General features: G+C 61.2%; 19 protein-coding genes and 2 rRNA genes (1 of these 21 only partly in view). 9 read left to right on the top strand and 12 right to left on the bottom strand.

Annotated features, from left to right (window positions below; translation table 11 throughout):
* Window positions 1–6 precede the first annotated feature (6 nt).
* The 3 genes from GH769_RS28445 to GH769_RS28435 form a co-directional block, all read right to left on the bottom strand.
* Entirely contained in the window at window positions 7–1,113 is a 1,107-nt protein-coding gene (locus GH769_RS28445) for an efflux RND transporter periplasmic adaptor subunit (RefSeq protein ID WP_020301440.1), read from the bottom strand.
* A gap of 19 nt (window positions 1,114–1,132) precedes the next feature.
* Complete coding sequence (locus GH769_RS28440) at window positions 1,133–2,359, bottom strand: TolC family protein (RefSeq protein ID WP_032902209.1); 1,227 nt, start codon at window positions 2,357–2,359, stop codon at window positions 1,133–1,135.
* Between the two features lie 109 nt (window positions 2,360–2,468).
* Window positions 2,469–3,374 carry a cation diffusion facilitator family transporter gene (locus GH769_RS28435; RefSeq protein ID WP_014716792.1) on the bottom strand — a complete coding sequence of 302 codons (906 nt, stop codon included), beginning with the start codon at window positions 3,372–3,374 and terminating at the stop codon, window positions 2,469–2,471.
* 217 nt (window positions 3,375–3,591) lie between these two features.
* Between GH769_RS28435 and GH769_RS28430 the strand changes: the two genes are divergently transcribed.
* Complete coding sequence (locus GH769_RS28430) at window positions 3,592–4,962, top strand: gluconate:H+ symporter (protein WP_032902207.1); 1,371 nt, start codon at window positions 3,592–3,594, stop codon at window positions 4,960–4,962.
* Window positions 4,963–4,965: 3 nt separating this feature from the next.
* On the opposite strand, the gene GH769_RS28425 is transcribed toward GH769_RS28430, so the two are convergent.
* Window positions 4,966–6,255: an MFS transporter gene (locus tag GH769_RS28425; protein WP_020301437.1), complete on the bottom strand. Its 1,290-nt coding sequence runs from the start codon at window positions 6,253–6,255 to the stop codon at window positions 4,966–4,968.
* 186 nt (window positions 6,256–6,441) lie between these two features.
* Between GH769_RS28425 and GH769_RS28420 the strand changes: the two genes are divergently transcribed.
* From GH769_RS28420 to GH769_RS28405, 4 genes are all read left to right on the top strand, one after another.
* On the top strand, window positions 6,442–7,860 hold the full coding sequence (locus GH769_RS28420) for a short-chain fatty acid transporter (protein WP_032902206.1): 1,419 nt from the start codon (window positions 6,442–6,444) through the stop codon (window positions 7,858–7,860).
* Window positions 7,861–8,055: 195 nt separating this feature from the next.
* Complete coding sequence (gene acpA, locus GH769_RS28415) at window positions 8,056–9,756, top strand: acid phosphatase (RefSeq protein ID WP_032902204.1); 1,701 nt, start codon at window positions 8,056–8,058, stop codon at window positions 9,754–9,756.
* A gap of 119 nt (window positions 9,757–9,875) precedes the next feature.
* Window positions 9,876–11,045, top strand: coding sequence for a hypothetical protein (locus GH769_RS28410; protein WP_032902203.1), 1,170 nt, complete (start codon window positions 9,876–9,878; stop codon window positions 11,043–11,045).
* A gap of 135 nt (window positions 11,046–11,180) precedes the next feature.
* Complete coding sequence (locus tag GH769_RS28405; protein WP_014716787.1) at window positions 11,181–11,696, top strand: hypothetical protein; 516 nt, start codon at window positions 11,181–11,183, stop codon at window positions 11,694–11,696.
* Here the strand turns inward: GH769_RS28405 and can are convergent.
* A complete protein-coding gene (can, locus tag GH769_RS28400; RefSeq protein ID WP_003188288.1) occupies window positions 11,693–12,337 on the bottom strand; it encodes a carbonate dehydratase in 645 nt (214 codons plus the stop codon). The genes GH769_RS28405 and can overlap by 4 nt on opposite strands.
* Window positions 12,338–12,475: 138 nt before the next feature.
* On the opposite strand from can, the gene GH769_RS28395 reads away from it, so the two are divergent.
* Window positions 12,476–12,880: a hypothetical protein gene (locus tag GH769_RS28395; RefSeq protein WP_032902201.1), complete on the top strand. Its 405-nt coding sequence runs from the start codon at window positions 12,476–12,478 to the stop codon at window positions 12,878–12,880.
* 119 nt (window positions 12,881–12,999) lie between these two features.
* Here GH769_RS28395 and rimI read toward each other — a convergent pair whose 3' ends face one another.
* Window positions 13,000–13,452 (bottom strand): ribosomal protein S18-alanine N-acetyltransferase, encoded by a 453-nt coding sequence (rimI, locus tag GH769_RS28390; RefSeq protein ID WP_003188286.1) that lies wholly within the window; start codon window positions 13,450–13,452, stop codon window positions 13,000–13,002.
* Window positions 13,445–14,191: a hypothetical protein gene (locus GH769_RS28385; RefSeq protein ID WP_014716785.1), complete on the bottom strand. Its 747-nt coding sequence runs from the start codon at window positions 14,189–14,191 to the stop codon at window positions 13,445–13,447. The genes rimI and GH769_RS28385 overlap by 8 nt, the downstream gene beginning before the upstream one ends.
* A gap of 187 nt (window positions 14,192–14,378) precedes the next feature.
* On the opposite strand from GH769_RS28385, the gene mksB reads away from it, so the two are divergent.
* The 3 genes from mksB to mksF are packed head-to-tail and all read left to right on the top strand — an operon-like array spanning window position 14,379 to window position 19,190.
* Window positions 14,379–15,656, top strand: a complete 1,278-nt coding sequence (gene mksB, locus GH769_RS28380) for an Mks condensin complex protein MksB (protein WP_014716784.1) — start codon at window positions 14,379–14,381, stop codon at window positions 15,654–15,656.
* Window positions 15,646–16,353 (top strand): Mks condensin complex protein MksE, encoded by a 708-nt coding sequence (mksE, locus tag GH769_RS28375; protein WP_014716783.1) that lies wholly within the window; start codon window positions 15,646–15,648, stop codon window positions 16,351–16,353. Before mksB ends, mksE begins: the two co-directional genes overlap by 11 nt.
* On the top strand, window positions 16,350–19,190 hold the full coding sequence (mksF, locus tag GH769_RS28370; protein ID WP_032902200.1) for an Mks condensin complex protein MksF: 2,841 nt from the start codon (window positions 16,350–16,352) through the stop codon (window positions 19,188–19,190). The genes mksE and mksF overlap by 4 nt, the downstream gene beginning before the upstream one ends.
* Before the next feature lie 186 nt (window positions 19,191–19,376).
* Here mksF and GH769_RS28365 read toward each other — a convergent pair whose 3' ends face one another.
* The 5 genes from GH769_RS28365 to GH769_RS28345 all read right to left on the bottom strand — a co-directional run.
* Window positions 19,377–21,680, bottom strand: coding sequence for a PqiB family protein (locus tag GH769_RS28365; protein ID WP_019817032.1), 2,304 nt, complete (start codon window positions 21,678–21,680; stop codon window positions 19,377–19,379).
* Complete coding sequence (locus GH769_RS28360) at window positions 21,673–22,296, bottom strand: paraquat-inducible protein A (RefSeq protein WP_032902198.1); 624 nt, start codon at window positions 22,294–22,296, stop codon at window positions 21,673–21,675. Before GH769_RS28360 ends, GH769_RS28365 begins: the two co-directional genes overlap by 8 nt.
* A complete protein-coding gene (locus tag GH769_RS28355) occupies window positions 22,283–22,942 on the bottom strand; it encodes a paraquat-inducible protein A (RefSeq protein ID WP_014716779.1) in 660 nt (219 codons plus the stop codon). Before GH769_RS28355 ends, GH769_RS28360 begins: the two co-directional genes overlap by 14 nt.
* Before the next feature lie 191 nt (window positions 22,943–23,133).
* Window positions 23,134–23,249, bottom strand: a 5S ribosomal RNA gene (rrf, locus tag GH769_RS28350).
* Between the two features lie 151 nt (window positions 23,250–23,400).
* Window positions 23,401–23,872, bottom strand: a 23S ribosomal RNA gene (locus GH769_RS28345) (it continues 2,420 nt past the right edge of the window).

Genomic DNA, 23,872 nt, shown 5'->3' with positions numbered 1-23,872 from the left:
GCAGGATCAATGGGCGTGTTCGGCCGAGCCTTTGCCCAGTTCGGACTTGAGGATGAAGCTGCCAGCCGTCGCCACCTGCGCGCCGGCCTCCAGGCCTTTACGCACTTCGACGTAGCCGTTTTCACTGACGCCCAGTTCAAGATGGCGGGTGATAAAGCCGTCCGCCGTGCGCACAAACACCGAGGGTTTGTCCTCGACGGTCTGGATAGCGGTTTGCGGCACGGTCACCTTGGCCTGGTAGGTATCGGTGGCCACTTGCACGGCCACGAACAAGCCCGGGCGCCAGGCGTCGTCAGGGTTGGGGACCGTTACGCGCACGGTAGCGGTGCGCGTCTGCTCACCGAGCAAGTTGCCCACATAGGCCACGGTACCCAGCACTTCGGTGCCCATTTCCGTCGAGCTGACTTTCACCGGTTTGCCCACGCGAACCTTGTTCAAGTCTTTGGGAAATACGCCGAAGGTGACCCACACCTGGGACAGGTCCGAGAGGGTGAAGGCATTGCTGGTTTCACTGACCACCTCGCCCACCCCCAGGTGTTTTTCCACCACCACACCGGCGAAGGGCGCACGCAGTTCATAACGATTGCCGCCGGCCAATACGGCAGTGCCGCTGAGCGCAGTCATTTTTTGCCGCGCATTGTTCAGGGCGATTTCGGCTTCTTGCAGAGTTTGCCGCGCCAGCAGGTAATCCTGTTCGGCAGAGATTTTGTCCTGCCACAACTGACGCTCGCGCTGGAAGGTAGTGCGCGCCAGTTCGACCCGGCGCTCGCTGGCGGCCAATTCGCTGCGCTGGTCGGAAATCTGCTGGCTGGCGATCACCGCCAACAGTTCGCCCTTCTTCACCGACTGGCCCAGGTTGACCTTCACCGCCTCCACCACGCCCGCCGCACGGGGCACGATGTGGGAGGTACGGTCTTCATCAAAACGCACCTCGCCCGGCAGCGTCAGCACGGTGCTGATGGCGCGCGGTTGCGCCTGGGCCAACTGGATGCCGGCGGCTTGAATCTGCTGCTCGGTGAGTTCGAGCTTGCCTTCTTCTTCCTCGGCGTGGGCGAAGCCGGAAAGCATCAGGCCCAGGGCGACGGCGAGCGCCATGCCATGTTTTTTGTTCATCAGGAGACTCCAGGAAAAATCAAAAGCGGGCGAGGTCGCCGTAAATGCGTTCGATGCGTACCCAGGCCTCGGTGGCCTGGGCGGTGGCCGCAAGGTATTGGGTGCGGGCCGCGATCAAGGTGCGCTGGGCGTCGAGCACGTCGAGGAAGTTGAACTTGCCCATCTCGAAGCCACGGGTGGCGCTGTCTACCGCACTTTGTGCGGCGGGCAGGATCTGCTGGTTGAACGCGCGCACTTCGGTATTCGCGGTCTGCCACAGGTCCAGGGCCTGGCGGGTTTCGGTGCGCAGGCGCAGCTCCGCGGCGTTGCGCAGGTCGCGGGCCTGGTCGGCGCGTCGGGTGGCCGCGAGGATGTTGCCCTGGTTGCGGTTGAACAACGGGATCGGCATCGACACGCCCACCAGGTTCACCCGTTCGCGCACGCTGGCGTCGTATTGGCTGCCGATGGACACGTCCAGGTCCGGAATGCGCTGGGCTTTTTCCAGGCCCACGCTGGCTTCGTTCTGCACAATGTTGAGTTCGGCCAGGCGCAATTCGGCGGTCTGCTCAAGGCGTGCCAACAATGGCGCGGCGGCGGGTAACGCCGGTACGGAAGTGCTTGGCGTGGCGACGACCTGGAAGTCGGTGGCGGCGCTGCCGGTGCTGGTGGCCAGACGACGGTAGGCGTCAGTGAGGCCGATCTGGGCGCGGTTCAATTCCAGACGGATTTGCGACACCTGCACCTGGGCGCGAGTGGCTTCCACGGGTGACGACTTGCCAGCAGTGACGCGCCCGTTGGCGACCACCAGGCCGCGCTCGGCAAGCGTCATGGAGCGTTGCGCCAGGTCAAGGCGTTCCTGGGCGCGCAGGGCGCCGTAGTAGCTGTCGATGACCTCGGCGCGCAACAAGTTGCGGCGCTGCTCCAGGGTCAGCGCGGCGGCATCCTGGGCGCGGGTGGCCACTTCGATACGCGCACCGCGCTTGCCGCCCAGTTCCAGGGTCTGGCTGAGTTTGATGCTGGTGGTGCGGCTGTTGCGGCGGGTGTCTTCGGCGTCCCAGGAGGCCACCGGATTGGGGATCAAGCCGGCCTGTTGGCGGCCGCCTTCGGCGATGTCGATTTCCCATTGTGCGGCCGCCAGGTCCGGGTTGTTGGCGAAGGCGGTTTGCAAGGCAGCATCGAGGGTGAGGGGTTGTGCCTGGGCGGCGTTTGCGGATATCCACACTGCCAATGCCGCCGCCCCCAACAGTGTTCTAACAAAAATTGCCATAACGAGAGTTCCACGCCCATGAAGTCGCTGAGGTTTCCCAGCGGGGGCAATGTAGCTTTCGGTACTTATCAGGGCGGTGGGCGAAAGATTACAAATCCGTTAGCCAGGCTCAGGCATGCACTTCGTCGTGATCGTCATGTTGAAAACCCTCGCCCTCGACCTGGATCGTGGCGTGGGAAATATCGAACTGTTCGTGCAGTAACTCCGTCACTCGGCTGAGGATCTGTTGCTCAGTGCCCTGGGACGCATCCGCGACCAGATGCGTACTCAGCACGTTCTTGCCACTGGTGAGGGCCCAGATATGCAGGTCGTGCACGTCCCTGACCCCCGGCACGCTGCGGATGGCCTGCTCCACCTGCTCGATGTCCACACCCTCCGGCACACCTTGCAGCAGGATGTTCATGCTCGCCTTGAGCAACGTCCAGGTGCGCGGCAATACCCAAAAGCCAATGGCGGCCGCGACCACGGAGTCAACCCAACCCCAGCCAGTGAACATGATCACCAGCGCGGCAATGATCACGCCGACGGAGCCCAGCATGTCGCTCCAGACTTCCAGGTAGGCGCCCTTGACGTTAAGGCTCTCGCCACTGGCAGCGCTGAGCAGGCGCATGGAGATCAGGTTGACCACCAGCCCCAGCAGCGCAATCACCAGCATGCCGGTGGACTGGATTTCGGCGGGCGCCTGCAGCCGCTGGTAAGCCTCGTACAAGATGTAGAACGCCACGGCGAACAGCAGTAATGCATTGAAGGCGGCCGCCAGGATCTCGAACCGCGCATAACCGAAGGTGCGCTTGCGGTCTGCCGGGCGCTTGGCGACCTGGATCGCCACCAGGGAAATCGCCAGGGCCAGGGCGTCGGTCATCATGTGCGCTGCATCGGACAACAGCGCCAGGCTGCCGGTGACAAAGGCGCCGATGACTTCGGCCAGCATGAAACTGCCGGTCAGCCCCAGGGCGATCCATAACTTGCGTTCGTGGCCGGCGCGTACTTGGGCGTGGCTGTGTCCTGCGCTCATGAAATGTCCTCGTGGGTTGGGATGGGGCGGATCATAGAGCTATAGGCCAGTTCCACTGGCATGGTTTGCAAAATTGTCATCTGAGCGCCAGAGCGTCGTTAGCTTCGGGCGCACCAAAATCGTTCATGCACGCGTTGGGGGAGCGCTATCAGGTATGCTTTTCAGGCTGAAACAAAAAGAAACATATTAGCCAACCTGCTCGATAAGGAGTCCCGTCTTGGAGTTATCGACTGCCGCGTGGATGGTTCACGACACCCGCCTCATGCTCTGCGTGCTGTTGGCGATCGCCAGCATCATTGTGCTAATCAGCGCGACCAAACTGCCGCCCTTCCTGTCGATTTTGATCGGCACCTTTATCGCCGGGGTCGGCGCCGGCCTGCCACCGGAAGAAGTGGCAAAGGCTTTCAGCAAAGGCGCCGGGACGATTCTCGGGGAAGCCGGGATCATCATTGCCCTAGGTGCGATGCTCGGCGCGCTGATGGCCGAATCCGGTGCGGCCGACCGTATTGCCACCACGTTGCTCGGGCTGGGTAAAGGCAAGTCATTGCCCTGGGTGATGGCGTTGGTCGCCATGGTGATCGGCCTGCCGCTGTTCTTCGAAGTGGGCCTGGTGATGATGGTGCCGATCATCTTTGTGATGGCCAAGCGTTCGAACCAGCCATTGCTGAAGATCGCCATCCCTGCACTGGCGGGCATGACCACCTTGCATGCCTTGATGCCACCTCACCCTGGGCCGCTGATTGCCGTAGGCGCATTGCACGCCGACCTGGGCCTGACCATGTTGCTGGGCTTTTGCCTGGCGGTGCCGGCCGTGATCCTGGCCGGGCCGCTGTATGGCAACTGGCTGTCCAAGCGCCTGCACGTGGAGGAACCGGCCGATATCGGCGCCTTGTTCAGCGCACCGCCCAAGGCCCCGCGCCAGCCGAGCTTCGGTGTGTCGCTGCTGATCATTCTGTTGCCGGTAATCCTGATGCTCGGCAGCACCTTGGCTAAAGTCGCGTTGGCGCCGGAAAGCACCCTCGCCCTGACCTTGAAGTTCCTCGGTGAACCGCTGGTCGCCCTCGGCCTGGCCGTAATCGCCGCGGTCGTCTGCCTGGGTTGGGCGGCGGGCATGCCACGCGCCGACGTCGGCAACACCCTGCGCAAAGCCCTGGCGCCTATCGCCGTACTGCTGCTGACCATCGGCGCCGGCGGCGGCCTCAAGCAAACCCTGCTGGACGCCGGCGTCAGCCAGACCATCAGCAAAGTCGCCGAAGGCGCGCACATGCCCTACTTGCTGCTGGCCTGGCTGATTGCCGTGGCCCTGCGCCAGGCCACCGGTTCGGCCACCGTGGCCACCACCACGACCGCCGGCATCCTCGCGCCGATGATGGCCGGGTTGGCGGCGACTCAAAGCTCATTGGTCGCCCTGGCCATCGGCGCCGGCTCGGTGTTCTTCTGCCACGTCAACGACGCCGGATTCTGGATGGTGCGTGAGTACTTTGGCTTGCAGTTGAAGCAGACAATCTGGGTGTGGTCGGTGCTGCAGACGATTGTTTCGGTGGTTGGGTTGGCGGGTACCTTGTTGCTCTGGCACTTCCTGACCTGACCCTCAGGCGGCCAAGGTGTGGCGCTTGCCAAACAGCGCCACACTCGCTACCCCAACCGCCCCCATCACTACGCAATACCCCACGCAGATCCACGGGCTGGTTGGCATCAGCGCGATCAACAACAACGGTGTAGTACTTGCCCAGAGTGCGTAGGCAATGTTGTAGGTGAAGGAAATGCCCGACACCCGCACCTGCGCCGGAAACAGCCCGACCATCACCGACGGCACCGCGCCCACCACGCCGCAACTCAGGCCCGCCACGGCATACGCCGCGCCGAGCCACACGCCGCCGGCGATCAGGCTGGCGTACAGCAGCGCAATGCCCACCGGCAGCAACAGGCTGTAGACCAATACCGCGCGCCACGCGCCGATGCGGTCCACCAGCAGGCCGGCGAGGACGCAGCCGATATTCAGGAAGACGATGCCCAGGGCACTCAGAGCGAAGGTATGGCTGGGGCTCATGCCGAAGGTTTTCTGCATCATGGTCGGGGTGATGACCACCAGCACCACCACAGCAGACGTCAGCACGCAGGTGAGGATCATCGCCGGCAGCAGCACGGCGCGATGGTCGCGCAGCACGGTGCGCAAGGGCATTTCGGCGGCGGCTTGGCGACGCGCCTGCATCTCTAGGAATACCGGGGTCTCGCTGAGCCAGCGGCGCAGCCATACGCCGATCACGCCGAATACCCCGCCGAGCAGGAAGGGGAAGCGCCAGGCGTAGTCGAGGATCTCGGCGGGGGTGAAGACTTGCGCGAGCAAAGTGGCGGTCAGTGCCCCCAGCAGGTAACCGAAGGTCAGGCCGGCCTGCAAAAAACCCAAGGCATAGCCACGATGGTGACGCGGTGCGTGCTCGGCGACGAAGGTCCAGGCGCTGGGCACTTCGCCGCCCACCGCTGCGCCTTGCAGCACGCGCAGCGCCAGCAGGATCAGCGGGGCGAAATAGCCGATTTGCGCGTAGGTCGGCATGACGCCGATCAGCAGGCAGGGCAAGGCCATCATGAGAATGCTCAGGCTGAAGACGCGCTTGCGTCCCAGGTGGTCTGCAAAGTGCGCCATCAGGATGCCGCCCAGTGGACGGGCGAGGTAACCGGTGACGAAGATGCCAAAGCTTTGCAGCAGGCGCAGCCACTCGGGCATTTCTGGGGGGAAGAACAGTTGGCTGAGGGTCAGCGCAAAGAACACGAAGATAATGAAGTCGTAGATTTCCAGGGCTCCACCCAAGGCGGCCAGGCCCAGGGTTTTGTAGTCGGAGCGGGAAAAACGCTGCGCCCGTGGGGAAAAGGTGGCAGTCATGTGCAGGCTCGGCAGACAAACAAAATGGCGTGCAGGTTATGAGCTGAGCCCATCGATGGCAATCGCGGCGGATATATTTGTTTTCCTCATTGATCGTTGAAGATAACTACATTCCCAAATCAATGGCCGTAGAGGAACATGCCGTAAAACTGCCAAACCCCATAATAACTACAAGAGGAAAGACTCGTGGCCGATGCTATCGAAGACAGCCGCTATGCCCGATTTGCCCTGCGTTGCTCCAACTTCGCCGAGCGCTGGTTTCCTGACTCCTGGGTGTTTGCCGCCCTTGCCGTGATCATCGTCGCCGTGGCGACCCTGGGCATGGGCGCCGCACCGGCCGAAGCGGCCAAGGCATTTGGCGATGGGTTCTGGAGCCTGATCCCGTTCACCATGCAGATGGCCTTTGTGGTGATCGGCGGTTACGTGGTCGCCAGCTCACCACCCGCAATAAAATTGATCGACCGCCTGGCACGTATTCCCAAGAATGGCCGTTCGGCCGTGGCCTGGGTGGCGTTGATTTCCATGGTGGCTTCATTGCTTAACTGGGGCCTGTCCCTGGTGTTCGGCGGTTTGTTGGTAAGGGCATTGGCCCGACGCACGGACTTGCGCATGGACTACCGCGCCGCTGGCGCTGCGGCGTACCTGGGTCTGGGTGCCGTATGGGCGCTGGGGCTGTCGTCGTCGGCCGCGCAGTTGCAGGCCAACCCGGCCAGCTTGCCGCCGTCGATTCTGTCGATCACCGGGATGATTCCGTTCACCGAGACCATTTTTTTGTGGCAATCCGGCGTGCTGTTGCTGGCGCTGATCGTGGTGTCGCTGATCATCGCCTACGCCACCGCGCCTGGCCCCAACAGCGCCCGGGATGCCAAGGCCTGCGGCATTGACCCGGCCTTCAACCTGCCCAAGCCGCAGGCGCCGACGCGCCCCGGTGAATGGCTGGAACACAGCCCGTTGCTGACGATTCTGCTGGCGTTGCTGGCGGCCGGCTGGCTGTTCCATGAGTTCTCGACCAAGCCGGCGATCAGCGCCATCTCGGGGCTCAATACCTATAACTTCCTGTTCATCATGGTGGGCGCGCTGCTGCACTGGCGCCCACGCAGCTTCCTCGATGCCGTGGCCCGTGCGGTGCCGACCACCACCGGCGTGCTGATCCAGTTTCCGCTGTACGGTTCGATCGCCGCGCTGATGACGGTAGTCAAGGGCGGCGACGGCCAGACCCTGGCGCACCACATCTCGACGTTCTTCACCTCCATCGCCTCACACGACACCTACGCCCTGCTGATGGGTGTGTACTCGGCAGTGCTGGGCTTCTTCATCCCCTCGGGTGGCGGCAAGTGGATCATCGAAGCGCCGTATGTGATGCAAGTGGCCAATGACCTGCAATACCACCTGGGCTGGGCGGTGCAGATCTACAACGCCGCCGAGGCGCTGCCGAACTTGATCAACCCGTTTTATATGTTGCCGTTGCTGGGTGTGCTGGGCCTGAAGGCGCGGGATTTGATCGGGTTTTCATTTGTGCAGTTGCTGGTGCATACGCCGCTGGTGTTGTTTTTGCTGTGGGCGTTGGGGACGACGCTGAAGTATTTGCCGCCTGTGATGCCTTAAAAGGGGTCGGTGCGGGCTTGCTCGAGAATGCGGAGTGTCAGTCAGCGGATTCATTAACTGATCCATCGCATTCGCGAGCAAGCCCGCTCCCACAGTTTGTTTTGTAGCGCTCTTAAACCTGTCTTTGTTCCGTCACATTCCGTTGCTACCGTCCTGCGAAATATCTTGCAACATCTCGCCAAGGACTCCCCCGCAATGAGTGATGAGCACGAAGACCTTCCCTCCTCCGATTCCGCCATCCAACCGACGGTAGACACCAGCCGCCGGCGCTTCCTCGGCGGTGCGGCGGTGTTGGGCGTGGGTGCGACTTTGAGTGCCTGCGGCAATACCAGCGAAGCACCGAGCCCACCCGTGACCCGGCCGCTCACGCCTCAGGAGTTGGATAAGGCATTGCGCGAGCAGGTGAAGACCGTGGTGGTGATCTACGCCGAGAACCGCAGCTTCAACAACCTGTTTGCAGATTTCCCCGGGGTGGAGCAACCGCTGTCGGCGTTAACCGCCAAGGACTTCCAGCAGCGCGACCGCGATGGCAGCGTATTGCCTGCCCTGCCACCGAGCTGGGGCGGTGTGTTGCAGGTCGGCCCGCAAACGGTGGACGGGGTGACTTACCCCAGTGAAGTGCAATTTCAGCAAAACCTGCCCAACGCACCCTTCGCCCTCAAAGGCCCGCAGGGCGAAGACCTGCCATTGAGCCTGGTGACCCGCGACCTGTGGCACGTGTTCTACCAGAACCAGATGCAGATCAACGGCGGCAAGAATGATGGTTTTGTCGCCTGGGGCGATTCCGGTGGGCTGGTGATGGGCCATTACGCCCAAAGCCGTTATGCCCTGCGCCTGTGGGACGTGGCCAAGGAGTTTGTGCTGTGCGATAACTTCTTCCAGGGCGCGTTTGGTGGTTCGTTCCTTAACCACCAGTACCTGATCAGCGCCACCGCGCCGTTTTATCCCAATGCCGCGCAGTCGGTGGCCAAAGCGCAGATCGCCACGCTGCAAAGCGATGACCCTCGCGGCACACGCCTCAAACCCTTGGACACGTCACCGGCCAGCGCCATGACCGGCCCGCCGCAATTCGGCCCCAGCGCACTGACACCCGATGGTTACGGGGTAAACACCCTGGCCCCGCCCTACTGGCCCACCTGGATCCGCGACCCGCAGAACCCGGATTATTCCAAGCCCGACCTGCCCAATGTGCTGGTGCCGCAAACCCACGAGCATATTGGCGACAAGCTGTCGAAGAAGAACATCGACTGGGCCTGGTACGCCGGTGCGTGGCAAGCCACCCTGGAGCAGTTCAAGGACTCCGGCGGCATCCCCAAGATCCCGAATTTCCAGTACCACCACCAGCCGTTCAATTACTTCAAACAGCAAGGGCCGCAAAACCCCGCAGAACGTGCCAAGCGCTTGCGCGACGGTGGCTTGGGCGATGAGTCGAGCACCAACCGGTTCTTCGCCGACGCCCAGTCCGGCAAGCTGCCCGCCGTGAGCTTCTACAAACCCCAGGGCAACCTGAACATGCACGCCGGTTATGCCGACGTGGCCTCGGGCGACCGCCATATCGCCCGCGCCTTGAAGGTGCTGCAAGAAAGCCCGCAGTGGAAAAACATGGTGGTGGTGGTGACCGTGGATGAAAACGGCGGCTGGTGGGACCACGTGGCGCCGCCCCAGGGTGACCGCTGGGGCCCAGGCTCGCGGGTGCCGGCGCTGGTGGTATCGCCGTTTGCCCGCAAAGGCACGGTGGACCATACGGTGTACGACACGGCATCGATCCTGCGTTTGATCACCCGGGTGTTCCAATTGGAGACCCTGGACGGCCTCAAGCAGCGTGATGACGCGATGATCGCGCGCGGCCAGAAGCCCATGGGCGATCTGAGCAATGCTCTGCAGTTCAGCCTGTAGGGGCTTATCCAATAACGACATGCCGGGCGATTTAACACGCGATTTTCCTGGTCAGCCGCTACTGTGTGCAGGTGGGCTTCCATCCCGCGCAGACGGGCTTCGCTGACAAGGAATTGACTATGTTTAAACCGACCAGGCTGTCCTTCACCCTCGCCGCACTACTGGCGAGTGCGGTCGTACAGGCCGACATCGAGGTGCCACTGGGCAGCACGCAGCGCGTCACCCAGTTGTTCGCGTACCCCAATAACTGCAACGTGATCTGCTTTCGGCCATGGTCACTGGAGCAGACCGCCGAACACTATTTGAACCAGAGCCTGCAACGTGACGGTTACAGCCGGGCCAAGGTCAGTGTGAAGACCCACGACGGTCAGGTCACGGCGACCTTCAGCGGCGTGCCAGACGGTTACGGCCAGCCACTGACCACGCTGCTCAATACCGCCGACCTGGCTTACCAAGGTGCGCGCCAGCTCAACAGCGATGGCAAATGGGCCTACAACTGGTACCTGTTCCTGCCGTTAGGCATGGCCTTGGAAAACCGCAAAAGCATTGAGCTGTTGCACTTCCCTCCGGATTACTCGCTGACCCAGGCCCAGGATTACCTGGAATCGGCCACCACCGACCGCTGGGCCACCTTGTTAAGCGAAAATGGCGTACCGGCCACGGAAACGCCGGCGTACCAGACCATCATCGATATCGCGCCCATCGCTGCACCGTCCAATGCCGGCAAAGACTTGGAAACTGTCTACGGGTATTTCACCGACTACCAGACCCGCATGGTCAAGGAACTGAGCCTGCGCCCTGGCGGCGCGTTGCCGATGGTGGCCTTCGGCGCGCCGGTGCGTAGCTGGATCCAGCAACAATACGGGCAAACCGTGGGCGTGCTGAGCCTGGCGCAGATCAGCCCGGAGCCTGGCAAAACCGTCGCGGTATTGGGCGCCAACCACCCCAGCTACATTTGGTATGCCGCCAGCCCCGACAGCTATGACGGTGACGAGCAAAAAGCCGACGACGCCGGCTTGAAAGTGATGGGCCAGGACTTGAGCGCCGCCTGCTGGCAAGCCGGCATGGGCCAGAAGCCCGCCAGCGATGCCAATGTATTGCTCAAGGCCTGCCAGAACACGTGGCAGGTCACGCGCAAGGAGCAGACGTGTGAGTTGTTCTACACCTCGGTGCGCCACCTGACACCCGAGCAGGCCAACGCCAAGTGCGCCACAGCGCCCATCAAGGCGCAGTTGAAACAGCTGAGAAATGCCGCCCCCGCCCCCACCGTCACGGCCCCTGCGCTTTAAGGTGAATAAACCGTTTCTACTGTCAACTTTGACAGTAGAAATCGGATCCCACTTCGGCGAATCTTGGGCCGCGCCCATTTGCTGCAAGACTGGCCGCCAGGTCCGCAGGTCCATGCAGCCCCGTTCAGGAGAGTGATGAAAACTCGAGCCATGGATAAGGCTAAAGCGGCTGTGAATGACGGCCTCTATCCCTTTGAAACGCTGCAGGTGGAACAGGGTTACCCCTCGACCGCACAATTCAAGGTCGTGCGATACCCTAATGGCAAGAGGGGTGGAATCAAAGCGCGCATCGACTTTGACAGTCGAGTACGCATCGCCCTGGTTTCAGGCTACGCAGTCAGCGAGCGCCGCTCGCATACGCTGCAACTGTCGTCGCGTATCCACTTGTACGATAGCTGGTTCTGCGGCCTGATACGGCACTCCTGCAAGCCCAACGTGCTTCTGGACACCACGTACATGGAACTATGGACCCTGAACACCATTACCGCAGGCAGCCTGCTGACCCTGGATTACGCCATAACCGAAGACGCGCTGTACCGGCAGTTCGCTTGCCATTGCGGCGAGCTGAACTGCCGGGGTTGGATCACCGGCAGCAAAGAGCCGTTGAACGCCCAAGGCCTGGCCTGGTGGCACGAAAACAAACGGCTCTAGGCTTCGCCCAACGGACGCAGGCGGTATTGCGGCGGCAGTTGCTCGAAGCCACTGATGGTGGTGTTCAAACTCTTCCAGCGACCGTCCTTGATGCCATAGATGCAGCCATGGATCGACAGGCTCTGCCCACGATGCCAGGCATTTTGCACAATGCTGGTGTGGCCGACGTTGGCCACCTGCTGGATCACGTTGAGCTCGCACATGCGGTCCACACGCTCTTCTTCGGTCGGCAACTGGGCCAGCACATCGCGGTTTTCGTAGTAAAGGTCGCGAATGGTGCGCAGCCAGCCGTCGATCAGGCCGAACTGGCGGTCCTGCATCGACGCACGCACGCCGCCACAGCCGTAGTGACCGGTGACGAGGATGTGTTTGACCTTGAGCACGTCCACCGCGTACTGGATCACCGACAGGCAGTTGAGGTCAGTGTGCAGCACCACGTTGGCGACGTTGCGATGCACAAACAGATCACCGGGCAACATGCCGACGATCTCGTTGGCCGGTACACGGGCATCGGAGCAGCCGATCCACAGGTATTCCGGGGTCTGCTGGCGGGCGAGCTTGGCGAAGAATTCGGGATCTTCCTGTTTGATCGCGTCCGCCCAGCGTTCGTTGTTATCAAGCAGGTCTTGTAGTTCGTTCATCAGGGAAGCCTCAGGAATGATGCGCAGGTTTGTGACTGACAAGCCCTCGTCCGGGTCACGCCAGGCGCTAATTAGCTTGAATTTTTTGGCTGCCATGCCTGTCCACACACTATAAGCCCCACAGTATGAGGATTGGCCATGACTGAATCACGACGTCCCTACGGCGCAACACAGCCGGAACCGATCGATGACAACGAAGACCGCATGGGTGAGATGCGCGAGCTGGATTTTGACGAGCAGGACCAGACTGCGGAAATCGGCGACGAGTTGCCGCGCCGTGAGCGCGACCATCTGATGCCCGACGAACGGGTGCGCGAAGCCGGGCTGACCGGCGCTTCGACGGATGATCATGAATCCACCGATGACGATATGAGCCCGCAGACGCTGATCCGTGAGGACGGCGCACGAGATGCGCAGGAGGAAGGCGAAGACAATGCCGCCGACTATGACTTGAGCGTCGTGAGAGAAAATGACATTGGCGGCGGGAGTGGCCTGGATGAGGCGGAACTGGCTGATCTGGACCCACTGAACGGCAAGCGCTGACCCTATGGGAGCTGGCTTGCCTGCGATGGTATCACTGCGGCGTTACTTGAAAACCGAGGTGCCTGCATCGCGGGCAAGCCCTGCTCCCACAGAGGCTCTGCACATAGGGGGCTGTGTATTTAATCAACCAGGGTGCAGGCCATCACGACTGCATCTTCGCGGCCACCCACAGCGGGGTAGTAATCCCGGCGACGGCCGATCTCGTTGAAGCCATAACGCTCATACAGGCGAAACGCGCCGGTATTGCTGTCCCGCACTTCGAGGAAGCATTCTCGCGCATTGGCGGCATAGGCACGCGACATCAAATGCTCGAGCAGCGCCAGGCCCAAACCACGGCCCTGGTTTTCCGGTTTCACGGTAATGTTCAGCAGGTGCGCTTCATCGAGGATGATCTGCACCACCCCGTGCCCCACTTGCTGCTCGCCTTCGAACATCAGCCAGATCTGGTACTTGCCCAGCCCGTCGAGAAAAATCCCGCGGGTCCACGGGTGGCTGAACGCCGCGTATTCGATTTTCAGCACGGCGTCGAGGTCAGCCTCGGTCATCGGGCGAAAGGATAAAGCCTCACTCATCAGTTGTTTTCCAGCGCGCCATCAGCCGGCGCATGGCTTGCCAGACATCAGCCTTACGCTGTGGCTCTTCCATTAATAATTCCAGGCCCGGCAGGGCCCACACCGAACCCAGGCCTTCAACCTGCAGCTCGCGGTACCAGGCCTCGGCGTTGGCTTCACCGGCAAACCGCACGGCGGGCAGGCCAATCAGCCACAGGCACACGCAGGGCTCGTCTTCCAGGCGTGCCGAGACAAACCCCTGGACGAAATCTCGTGCGGCCTCCGGGCCCTGGTCCATGGTGCCGCGCACCAGCAGCGGCCAGCGCACCGGCTCACCGACGATCTGAGGACTGTCAGGCAGGCCGGCGGCGCGCAGCATGTCCTTGAGCAACAGGTAGGCCGGGTCGCGGGACTGGAAACGCTCGCCGGTCGGCAGTTCCACCAGCAACAGGCAACGCCCGGCCCGCAGCAATTGCAGGGCAAAGCGTGGCGGCGGCACCACTGGCGCCTTGGCCACCGGCGCAGCCTCCTCCACCACCTTGGCAGCCTTGGTCGCCGGCGCAGGGCGCGGCACTTCGATCTTGGCCCGCTCGACCGCCGGGCGCGTCTCTGGGGTGGGTTTGACCACCGCCACGGGCGCGGCCGCCTCTTCTCCCGACGACTCGAACGCCTCGTAGGGCTCAAGCGCCTGCAACAACTCGGGCCGCGATGGTGCGGCAAACGGCAGTTCGGTGCGGGGCAGCCAGTTGACCACCTGCATGGCGGTCAAGTAAGCGCGACGTCGGGACTCGATAAGCACAGCTCGGCCACTTGTGGATAAGTAAAGAGCGGGGATTCTACCGCTGTTCGGCCACAATCGCCCACTGCGCACTGACCGGCTGTGGATAAATCCCGCGCCTGATGCAGTACAATCGCGACTTTTAATCGCCAACCAGCCGGCCATTCCCATGATCGAACCCAAGCGCGTCCTGCGCGCCCTCGCCGAACACTGGGCCTTACTTGAGCCTCTGTGCGAACACTTCGACCAAGGCACCCTGAGCCTGGGCGAGCTGCGCGCGCAATTGGCCGCCCAACAACTGGACAGCACGCCCCAGGACATCACCAGCCTGCTGGACGTGTGGATTCGCCTGGATATCCTGGTACCTGTCGCCAAGAGCCCGAACCGTTTCGAGCTCAACGCGCAGATCCACGACTTCCTCGCCTATCTTCGCAAGGAGCACCGGCTTGGCCTGTGCCTGGAAATCGAAGCCTACCTGCGCCACCTGGAGCGCCTGGCCGGTTATATCCAGGACGCCTTCGACATCCGCGACGGCCATGACCTGGCTCGGCAACTGCGCCTGCTGGATATGCGCGTGCGCGACGTGCTGAAAAAACTTGCCAACGACGAACAGGCCCTCGCCGCCGTGGCTGACCGCGCCAAGACCAGCGACCGCCAGATTCCGTTGCGCCAGCGCTACGCCGAAGTACTGGCGACCTGGGACGAATACGTCGAGCCGATGATCCAGTTGGTGAACGCCGACGGCGCCTTCGAGCAAGGCGTGCGCAAGGTGGAAAACGTGCTGCTGCGCATGCTCACCGAGCAACAGCGTCTTGGCCACCTGGTGGACGACGACATGCTGCTGCGCACCCACGCACGCATTCTCGAAATGCAAACCAGCGCCCAGCTGACCTTGCGCCATGCACGGGAGTTGCTGCTGCCGCTGCGTGAAGAAGCACGCCGGCATAACGCCGTGACTCGCGGTGCGGCGCTGGCCCTGTCGGCGATTCGCCGCAAAGGCCTGGACGCGGTGCCGCAAGCGGCGATGCCGATGTTCACGCGGCCGCAAAGTACCTTCCTGGGCAGTGCCAGCCAGGTCGAAGCCTATGTGTACGCCTTGGCGAATTTCGAGCCGAAACCGGCGCGTTTCCCCAAGGCGCACAAGTCGCACAAAGGCGAAGCCCCGCGCGCACCGCGTACGGTCAAGGAAATGCTTGAACGCTGCGAAGACGCGTTGCCAATGCCGGACCTGATGACCTGGCTGCTGGAGCAGGAACCGGACGGCGCCACCGATGAATTGCTGTACTGGTTCTCGCGCCTGTCCCGGGAAAAACGCTTCAAGCGCGAGCGCCTGGAACGTCGCGATTACCACACCCACGAGCACCAGGTCAGCCTGCGCTCCTTCGCCCTGCTCCCGGCCGGCGTCGATGCCACCGAGAATTCTGCGAGCACGCCTTATGCATCTTGATCTATCCGAACTGTCCCAACTGGCGCCGATCTTTCGCGAGCTGTTCAAGGGTTACCACGTCAGCCGCCGCGACCCGGAGCTGTACGCGCAATTGTCGAACTTCCAGGACCAGTACCGCACGCTGTTCAAGGCGCTGGGCTTTGAGCTGGTATGCGATACCCGCGGTTTCTACTACTTCGTCCCGGACACCGCCGTGGCTGCCGCGCAGGTGAACAAAACCGCCCAGCGCCTGGCCTTGTTTACTTTCATCATCGTCGAACACCTGGCCGACCAAGGCCGCGACCCGGTTGCCGTGCTCGACGGCGGCAGCCTGGGCCGTGATGAATTGCCTTCGTTGCTGGAGAAATACCGTGACCTGTTTATCCAGGCCGAGGTGCAAACCCAGGAAGAACTCGAAGAAAAAATCATGCGCCGCATGACCCAACTGGGTTTTGCCAGCGAAGACAACGGTATCTACCGTTTCCTGCCGCCGATGCACCGCTTCCTGGATGTGTGCCTGTCGGTGCAGCAAGACCGCGACCTCGCCGCCAGCGTGCACAGCGTACTGCCACTGCCAGCACCGGTGATTATCGACGAAGACAGCGATGAGAAACTGCTGAAGACCGATGACCCGCTGGATTTGAGCGCCTTCACTGAGGAAAGCGAAGAAGATGCCCTGGCCCGTGCCATTGCCGAAGAACAGGAGACCGACGCATGAGTAAGGAACGCTACGGCATCCGCCGCTTCGCCCTATTGAACACCGCCGGTTACAGCCTGGGTTTGTTCCCGCTGGAAGAGCCGCTGTCGGTGTACGGCGCCAACAACCTGGGTAAATCCGCCTCGATCAACGCCTTGCAGTTCCCGATCCTGGCACGTATGTCGGACATGAGCTTCGGCAAGTACACCCTGGAACAATCACGGCGCTTCTACTTTGCCACCGACACCAGCTACATCCTGGTAGAAGTCTCGCTGCCCCACGGCCCCCACGTCATCGGCGTGGTCGGCCGCGGCCCGGGCGGCGGCTTTGGTCATCAGTTTTTTGCCTACGCCGGCAAGCTGGACCTGGCCCACTACCAGAAAAACGACACCTGCCTGCGCCAGAAAGAGCTGTTCACCAACCTTGAGCGCGAGGGCCTCAAAGCCTACGAACTCAAGCCTGATGAGCTGCGGCGCTTGCTGGTAGGCGGGCATACGTCGATCCCGCTGGACCTGACCCTGATTCCGCTGCGCTCCACCAGCGAGCAGAGCCTGAAGACGTTCCGCGCGCTGTTTATCAACCTGCTACACATGCGCGAAATCACCGCGGCCAAGCTCAAGCAACTGTTCCTTGATGCCTTCGAACACAGCCTGCGTTCGGGCAGTGTCGATTACATCGCAGCCTGTGAAGAAGCCTTCCGCGATGTGCGACGCATGGAGCAGGACTACAACTCGCTGGTGGCAGCCGGCCCCTTGGTTGAAGCCTTGGCCAATGGCGTGAAACAGCGCGACGCCCTGCGCGGCAAACTGCATCGCCTGTCGCCACTGCTGGATTCATTGCTGGGCACTTGGTCGGACTACGCCAGTGCGCGCAAGGAAGAGCTGACCATCCAGGCCGAACACTACCGCAACGAGCAGGACGCGCTGCAAAACGACCAGCGCGGCGGCACACAGGAGCTGATGCGCCTGGAGCGGGAAATCAGTGGCATCCAGCGTTGGTTGGGCGAGTTGTCGGTGCTCAAGCATCGCTTTGCCCTGGTGGATGACGTCAAGGTGCTGGAGCAACAACTGCTCGCCGCCAAGGACGCCCACGATGAACTGGCGGGCGCCTTGGCGCAGTCGCGACAGTTCACCGCCGAGGACCTGGACGAGCGCCTGCGCGACCTGGAAAAGCGCTTGAAGTCGGTCAAGCAGCAGCTCGATCACGCGGACAACAACAGCTACGCCAAGCTGCGCGAAGAGTTCTCGCAGCAGGATGTCGAGCGCCTGATGCGCCTGTTCAACAGCTCGTTGTTCAGCCTGCCGCTGGGCGAACATGGCATCACGCTGGACGAGGACGGCCAGTGGGTCAAATCCCTGGAGCAGATCCTCGATGGCTTCAAGGGCGAGCGTTTTGAAGTGCCGGGGCTGTCCATCGATATCTCGCACATCGAGCCGCCGGCACTGCAAGCCCTGGCGGACCGCGCCGCGTTGCGTGACCAGAAAGAACGTCTGGAAAAAGAACTCAAGCAACTGAAAACCCAGCAGGCCGTGGCGTCCGACCGCGCCGCAAGCAAGACCCAGACCGAAGCGCTGTACCAGCAGGTGCTGGACGCCCAGAAGGCTTTGGAAGACTTCCGCCGCACCCAGACCCTGAGCGCCGAAGAAGGCGAGAAGCTGGAAAACCTCGCACAAATGGAAGCGGCCCAGGATGAGCTGAAGCGCTCTAGCGATGCCTTTACCGAGCGCGTTCAGCAACTGTCGGCCAAGCTGCAACTGGTCGGCCGTCAGATCGGCGATATGGAAGCCAAGCAACGCACGCTGGATGACGCCTTGCGCCGTCGTCAGCTCTTGCCGGCGGACCTGCCGTTCGGCACGCCATTCATGGACCCGGTCGACGACTCCATGGACAACCTGCTGCCGCTGCTTAATGACTATCAGGACAGTTGGCAGGGCTTGCTGCGCGCCGATGGCCAGATCGAAGCGCTGTACGCCCAGGTGCGTCTCAAGGGCGTGGCCAAGTTCGACAGCGAAGATGACATGGAGCGTCGCCTGCAGCTGCTGATCAACGCTTATGCGCACCGCACCGATGAGGCGTTGACGCTTGGTAAGGCACGTCGTGCGGCGGTCACCGATATCGCCCGTACCCTGCGCAATATCCGCAGCGACTACGACAGCCTTGAACACCAGTTGGCGCTGTTCAACCGCGAGATCAACAAGCGCCAGGTGTCCAACCTGCAGAGCTTTCGCATCGTGCTGGCGCCGAACAAGGAAGCCCTCAAGCATATCGACCAGATCATCCACAGTGCCGGTCAGTATGAAGAAGGCGAGACCCTCTCGGTGTTCGACCTCAGCCAGAGCGCCGAACAGGACAACAAGAACGAAGAAGCCAAGGAATACCTGGCTCGCCTGGTAGCCGCCAACCATAACCAGTTGGGCCTCAAGGACTTGTTCGAATTGGCGTTCGAGATCACCAAGGTCAACGGCCAGCCGGTGATCCATACCGACATCGACGGCGCTGCGTCCAACGGCACCACCATGACCATCAAGGCACTGACCAACATGTACCTGTTGCTGCACTTGATGGACCGCGACCAGGCCGGTCGCGTACGGTTGCCGTACTACCTCGATGAAGCGGCAGACATCGATGAGAAGAACCAGGCCGCCTTGCTGGAAACCAGCCTGCAATTGGGCTTTGTACCGATCCTGGCCAGTGTGAAGCCGCAGGTGTCCGCCCAGGTGGCGATTGACCTGGAAGGCGGCAGCGGGCCGAACGGGATCTACATCGATGAGGCGGACTGGAAGTACATCCGTCGCCATGATGTGGTGAAGGCGACGATGAATGTACAGGCGGACGAGCCGGAGCTGGATGAAGTCTGACGGGTTGTACTGAAAGGCAAAAAGGCCGCGATCCTTTGGATCGCGGCCTTTTTTTCGGTTTGGGATTTGCGGTGTGTTTCTGGGCCTCATCGCGGGCAAGCCCGGCTCCCACAGGGATATGCATTTTCAGCAAGTATGCATTCCAACTATGGGAGCCGGGCTTGCCCGCGATAGCCGCGCCTCGGTTTATTTACCGAGTGGAATCTTAGGCGCCCAGGTCAGCCACTCATCCTCAAACTTGTCGAACAACGGGAACGTCTGCTGCGGCCGTGCCGGGTTACCCATGCGCTCGCCATCCGGGGTGGCAAAGGCGATCCCGCCGGCCACCAACGTTTCCAGGGACTCGGTACGCACGGTCGCGCCCTTGAACAAGCCGAAGTCGAGGCCAAAGCCGCTGGTGTTCCAGAAGCGGCTGCCACTGCGTACCAGAGGTGCGTACTTGGGCTCGATCAGGATGTGCACCAACACACGGTCAGCGGTCTGGCCGAGCTCATAGCCGGTGACTTTGCCGACCGTCACTTCACGGTAGGTGACCGGTACCCCTTCCTTCAACGAACCACGGCGGGCGGCGCTGAGTGTGAGACTCAGGCCAGCCTCCTGATGCACTGCTTCGGGCGGCTGGGCCAGGGCGACAAAACTCTTCTGCGGGCCGGCGTTTTTCGCGGCCGGTTGCACCTCGATGTATTGGCCGGTGACCAGGGTCTCCAGGTTAGCCGTCTTCATCAGCCCCAGTTCCGGCTTGACCACCCAGAACTGGCTGCCCGTACGCGCAATGCGGTCCGCAACCTGAGTGATACGCGCCTTGAGCAGCACCGACTGCATGTCGGCACTGAGGTCGACACTTTCGATCTTGCCCACATCCAGCCCCTTGAAGCGCACCGGTGTGCCGGCGCTCAGGCCGTCGGCGCGGTCGACTTTGATGGTCACCAGAGTGCCGTGCTGGTTGGCGGCATCACGGTCGGCATACAGGCGAAAGCGCGGGATGCGATGTTTCAATGGCACATTCGGTTCCGGCGTTTCGAAGGCGATACCACCCGCCATCAGGCTGGCCAGGGACTCGCTTTTGACCTGGATGCCGCCGGTGAGGCCGCCCGTAAGGGTGACGCCGCTGGCATTCCAGAAGCGCGTCGAGCCGTTGACCAGGCTTTCGTATTCCTTCTCGATATGAACGCCGATCACCAGCTGTTTTTTCTTGCGTGAAAACTGGTAGCTCTGCACCGAACCGACTTTGACCTGTTTGTACAGAATCGGGCTGCCGACATCCAACGAGCCCAGGCTGTCGGTGAGCAGCACCATGTGCAGCCCCGGGGAACGCAGGTCCAAAGGCGGGGCCTTGGCGCGGGCTACGTATTCGCGTTGTGGCGGGGTGCCTTTGTCGCCTGGGCGAATCGCGATGTAGTTGCCCTTGACCAAGGCCTCCAGGCCAGTGATGCCTGCCAGGGAGATGGACGGCTTGACCACCCAGAATTGCGTGTCTTCGACCAGGTAATCTTCAGCCAATGGATCGAGGGTCAGCTCGGCGCTGGCGCTGGACAGGTCCGGATCGATCTTCAGGGTTTTCAGGCTGCCGACCTGGATGCCTTTGTACATGACCGGCGTACGCCCGGCCTGCAGGCCTTCAAAGTCAGTGAGCTTGACCTTGACCTTGATCCCCGCTGCGGCGGCATCGAAATCTTCGTATAGGCGGAAAGGCAGGCTCGGGTCGGTGGGCGGGCTGTCTTTGCGGTTTTCAGGAGTGGCGAAGGCGATACCTCCGGCGACAATGCTGGAGAGGGATTCGCTGCGCACTTTCAAGCCGGAAAGGTTGGCGTCGATACTGATGCCGCTGGCATTCCAGAAACGCGTGTGTTTGCGCACCAGGTTGGCGTAGGTCGGCTCGATATAGACCTTGATCTCGACGGTGCTCTGGTCTTCAGACAGCAGGTAGCTTTTAACCTGGCCGACCTGAATCTGCTTGTAGAACACCGGGCTGCCACGGTTCAGCGAGCCCAGGCGATCGGCCTTGAGGGTCAGGTGCAAGCCGGGCTTGGCGTCGGATAACGGCGGTTCTTCGGAGAGCGCCTTGAACTTGCGCGTGGGCTCGCCGTCACCGGGGCTGGCGGCGATGTAGTTACCTGAAACCAGGGTTTCCAAGCCGGTGATGCCGGCAAGGCTGACGCTGGGCTTGACCAACCAGAAGCGGGTGTTGGTCTTCAGGTACTGCTCAACGTCCTTGTTCATCTCGATGGTGGCGATCACCCCGCGATTGCTGCCCTCGTCATCCAGGGCCAGGGTTTTGACCTTGCCCACGGTCATGCCTTTGTAGACCACTTCGGTCTTGTTGATCTGAATGCCTTCACCGCTCTCAAAGCGAACTTGAATCTCGATACCTTGCTGGGAATAGGCACGCCACCCCAGCCAGCCACCGATGATCAGGGCAATCAGGGGCAACACCCAAATGGCCGACCAGTTAGAGGCTGGGCGGGTTTTAGCTTTAGGCAAATCACTCATGGTCGTCGTCCGACTCCGTGTTATCCCAAATCAGTCGGGGATCGAAAGTTACTGCGGCAAGCATCGTCAAGATCACCACACTGGCGAACGCCGCAGCGCCGAGGTTGGCCTCGACACTGGCGAGTCGCCCAAAGTTAACGACCGCCACCAGGATGGCGATCACGAAAATATCCAGCATGGACCAACGCCCAATGAATTCGATAAAGCGATACATCACAATGCGTTGTTGCGCGGACAGTGGCTGGTGACGCTGCACCGAGAACAGCAGCAAGCCAATGCCGACCAACTTGAAGGTCGGTACCAGGATACTGGCGATGAACACCACGGCAGCGATAGGAAACATCCCGTGCTGCACCAATTGGATGACACCCGACATGATGGTGCTGGGGTCGCCTTGGCCGAGGGAGCTGACCGTCATGATGGGTAACAGGTTAGCGGGGATATACAGGATTGCGGCGGTGATCAACAGTGCCCAGGTGCGTGCAAGGCTATTAGGGCGACGGGCATGGATCAACGCGCCGCAACGGGTGCAGAGTTGCTCATAGGTATCCGCTTCCTGCTTGTTCAACTCATGGCATTCGGTACAAATCAGAATGCCTGCATCAATCGCCCGCATGGTCATCCTCTCCTGACAGCGCTTGCCAGATCTGATGAGGTGACATCACCACCTCAAGCAGAACTTGGACTATTAATAAACTGACGAAGCAGACCAGACCCAGGCCAATGGTGATGGAGGCCATATCGGCGAGCTTTACGATCGCCACCAGCACACCCATCAAGTAGACCTCCAACATCCCCCAATCCTTCATGTGGTGGTAGATGCGGTATAGCAGCAGCCCGTAATTGCGCCCTATGTTCCAGCGAATACTGAGCAGCACTGCCAATTGGCACAGGAGCTTGAGCAAGGGGATGCCCATGCTGCACAGGAACACTACGGCGGCAACGCCTTGCATACCGGTATCGAACAGGCCGACCACGCCGCTCCACACGGTGTCCTCCGAGGACTGCCCGAGTAGATTGAGCTGCATGATGGGCAAAAAGTTCGCGGGGATGTACAGCAGCAGGGCTGCCAGTACCAAGGCGAGGCTGCGCTCGACCACATTGTGCCGATGAGCGTATAGCTCGTAACCACAACGTGGGCATTGGGCTTTTTCGCCGAGGGCGAGCGTTGGTTTGCGCATCAGCAAGTCGCACTCATGGCATGCCACCAGATCGTCTAGCGGTAAATCCGACACCTCGCGGGCATCAACCGGATCGGGCATAGATAGGGCTCTGACTCTAATAATGGTTAGGTGGCTATTCTAGTGGTGTCGCTCAGAAATAACTGTGCAAATTTGTCGGGCCAGTCAGGTCGCAGGTGGGGGCGGACAGGCGTGCGGGGACAAGGTGGACACTTTTCGAGCGCCCAAAACAAAACCCCAACTGCTTTCGCAATTGGGGTTTCGGAATTTAATCTTGACGATGACCTACTCTCACATGGGGAAACCCCACACTACCATCGGCGATGCATCGTTTCACTGCTGAGTTCGGGATGGGATCAGGTGGTTCCAATGCTCTATGGTCGTCAAGAAATTCGGGTACTGAGTCGTGACCAGTTGGTCTCGCTTCAGCAAATTGGGTATGTGATAGATCGTGGTGTTTGTGAGCGTCGAACTTTCGGTTCATCTTCGTCTTCACACACCGCAATCTGGCCTTTCGACTCAAATTGCTTGGGTGTTATATGGTCAAGCCTCACGGGCAATTAGTATTGGTTAGCTCAACGCCTCACAGCGCTTACACACCCAACCTATCAACGTCGTAGTCTTCGACGGCCCTTCAGGGAACTCAAGGTTCCAGTGAGATCTCATCTTGAGGCTAGTTTCCCGCTTAGATGCTTTCAGCGGTTATCTATTCCGAACATAGCTACCCGGCAATGCCACTGGCGTGACAACCGGAACACCAGAGGTTCGTCCACTCCGGTCCTCTCGTACTAGGAGCAGCCCCTCTCAAATCTCAAACGTCCACGGCAGATAGGGACCGAACTGTCTCACGACGTTCTAAACCCAGCTCGCGTACCACTTTAAATGGCGAACAGCCATACCCTTGGGACCGGCTTCAGCCCCAGGATGTGATGAGCCGACATCGAGGTGCCAAACACCGCCGTCGATATGAACTCTTGGGCGGTATCAGCCTGTTATCCCCGGAGTACCTTT

The sequence above is a fragment of the Pseudomonas sp. CFSAN084952 genome (assembly GCF_009648855.1).
GTDB classification, from domain to species: domain Bacteria; phylum Pseudomonadota; class Gammaproteobacteria; order Pseudomonadales; family Pseudomonadaceae; genus Aquipseudomonas; species Aquipseudomonas paracarnis.
Note: the sequence above shows the minus strand (reverse complement) of the source record. Positions and strands in the feature narration are given on the sequence as shown.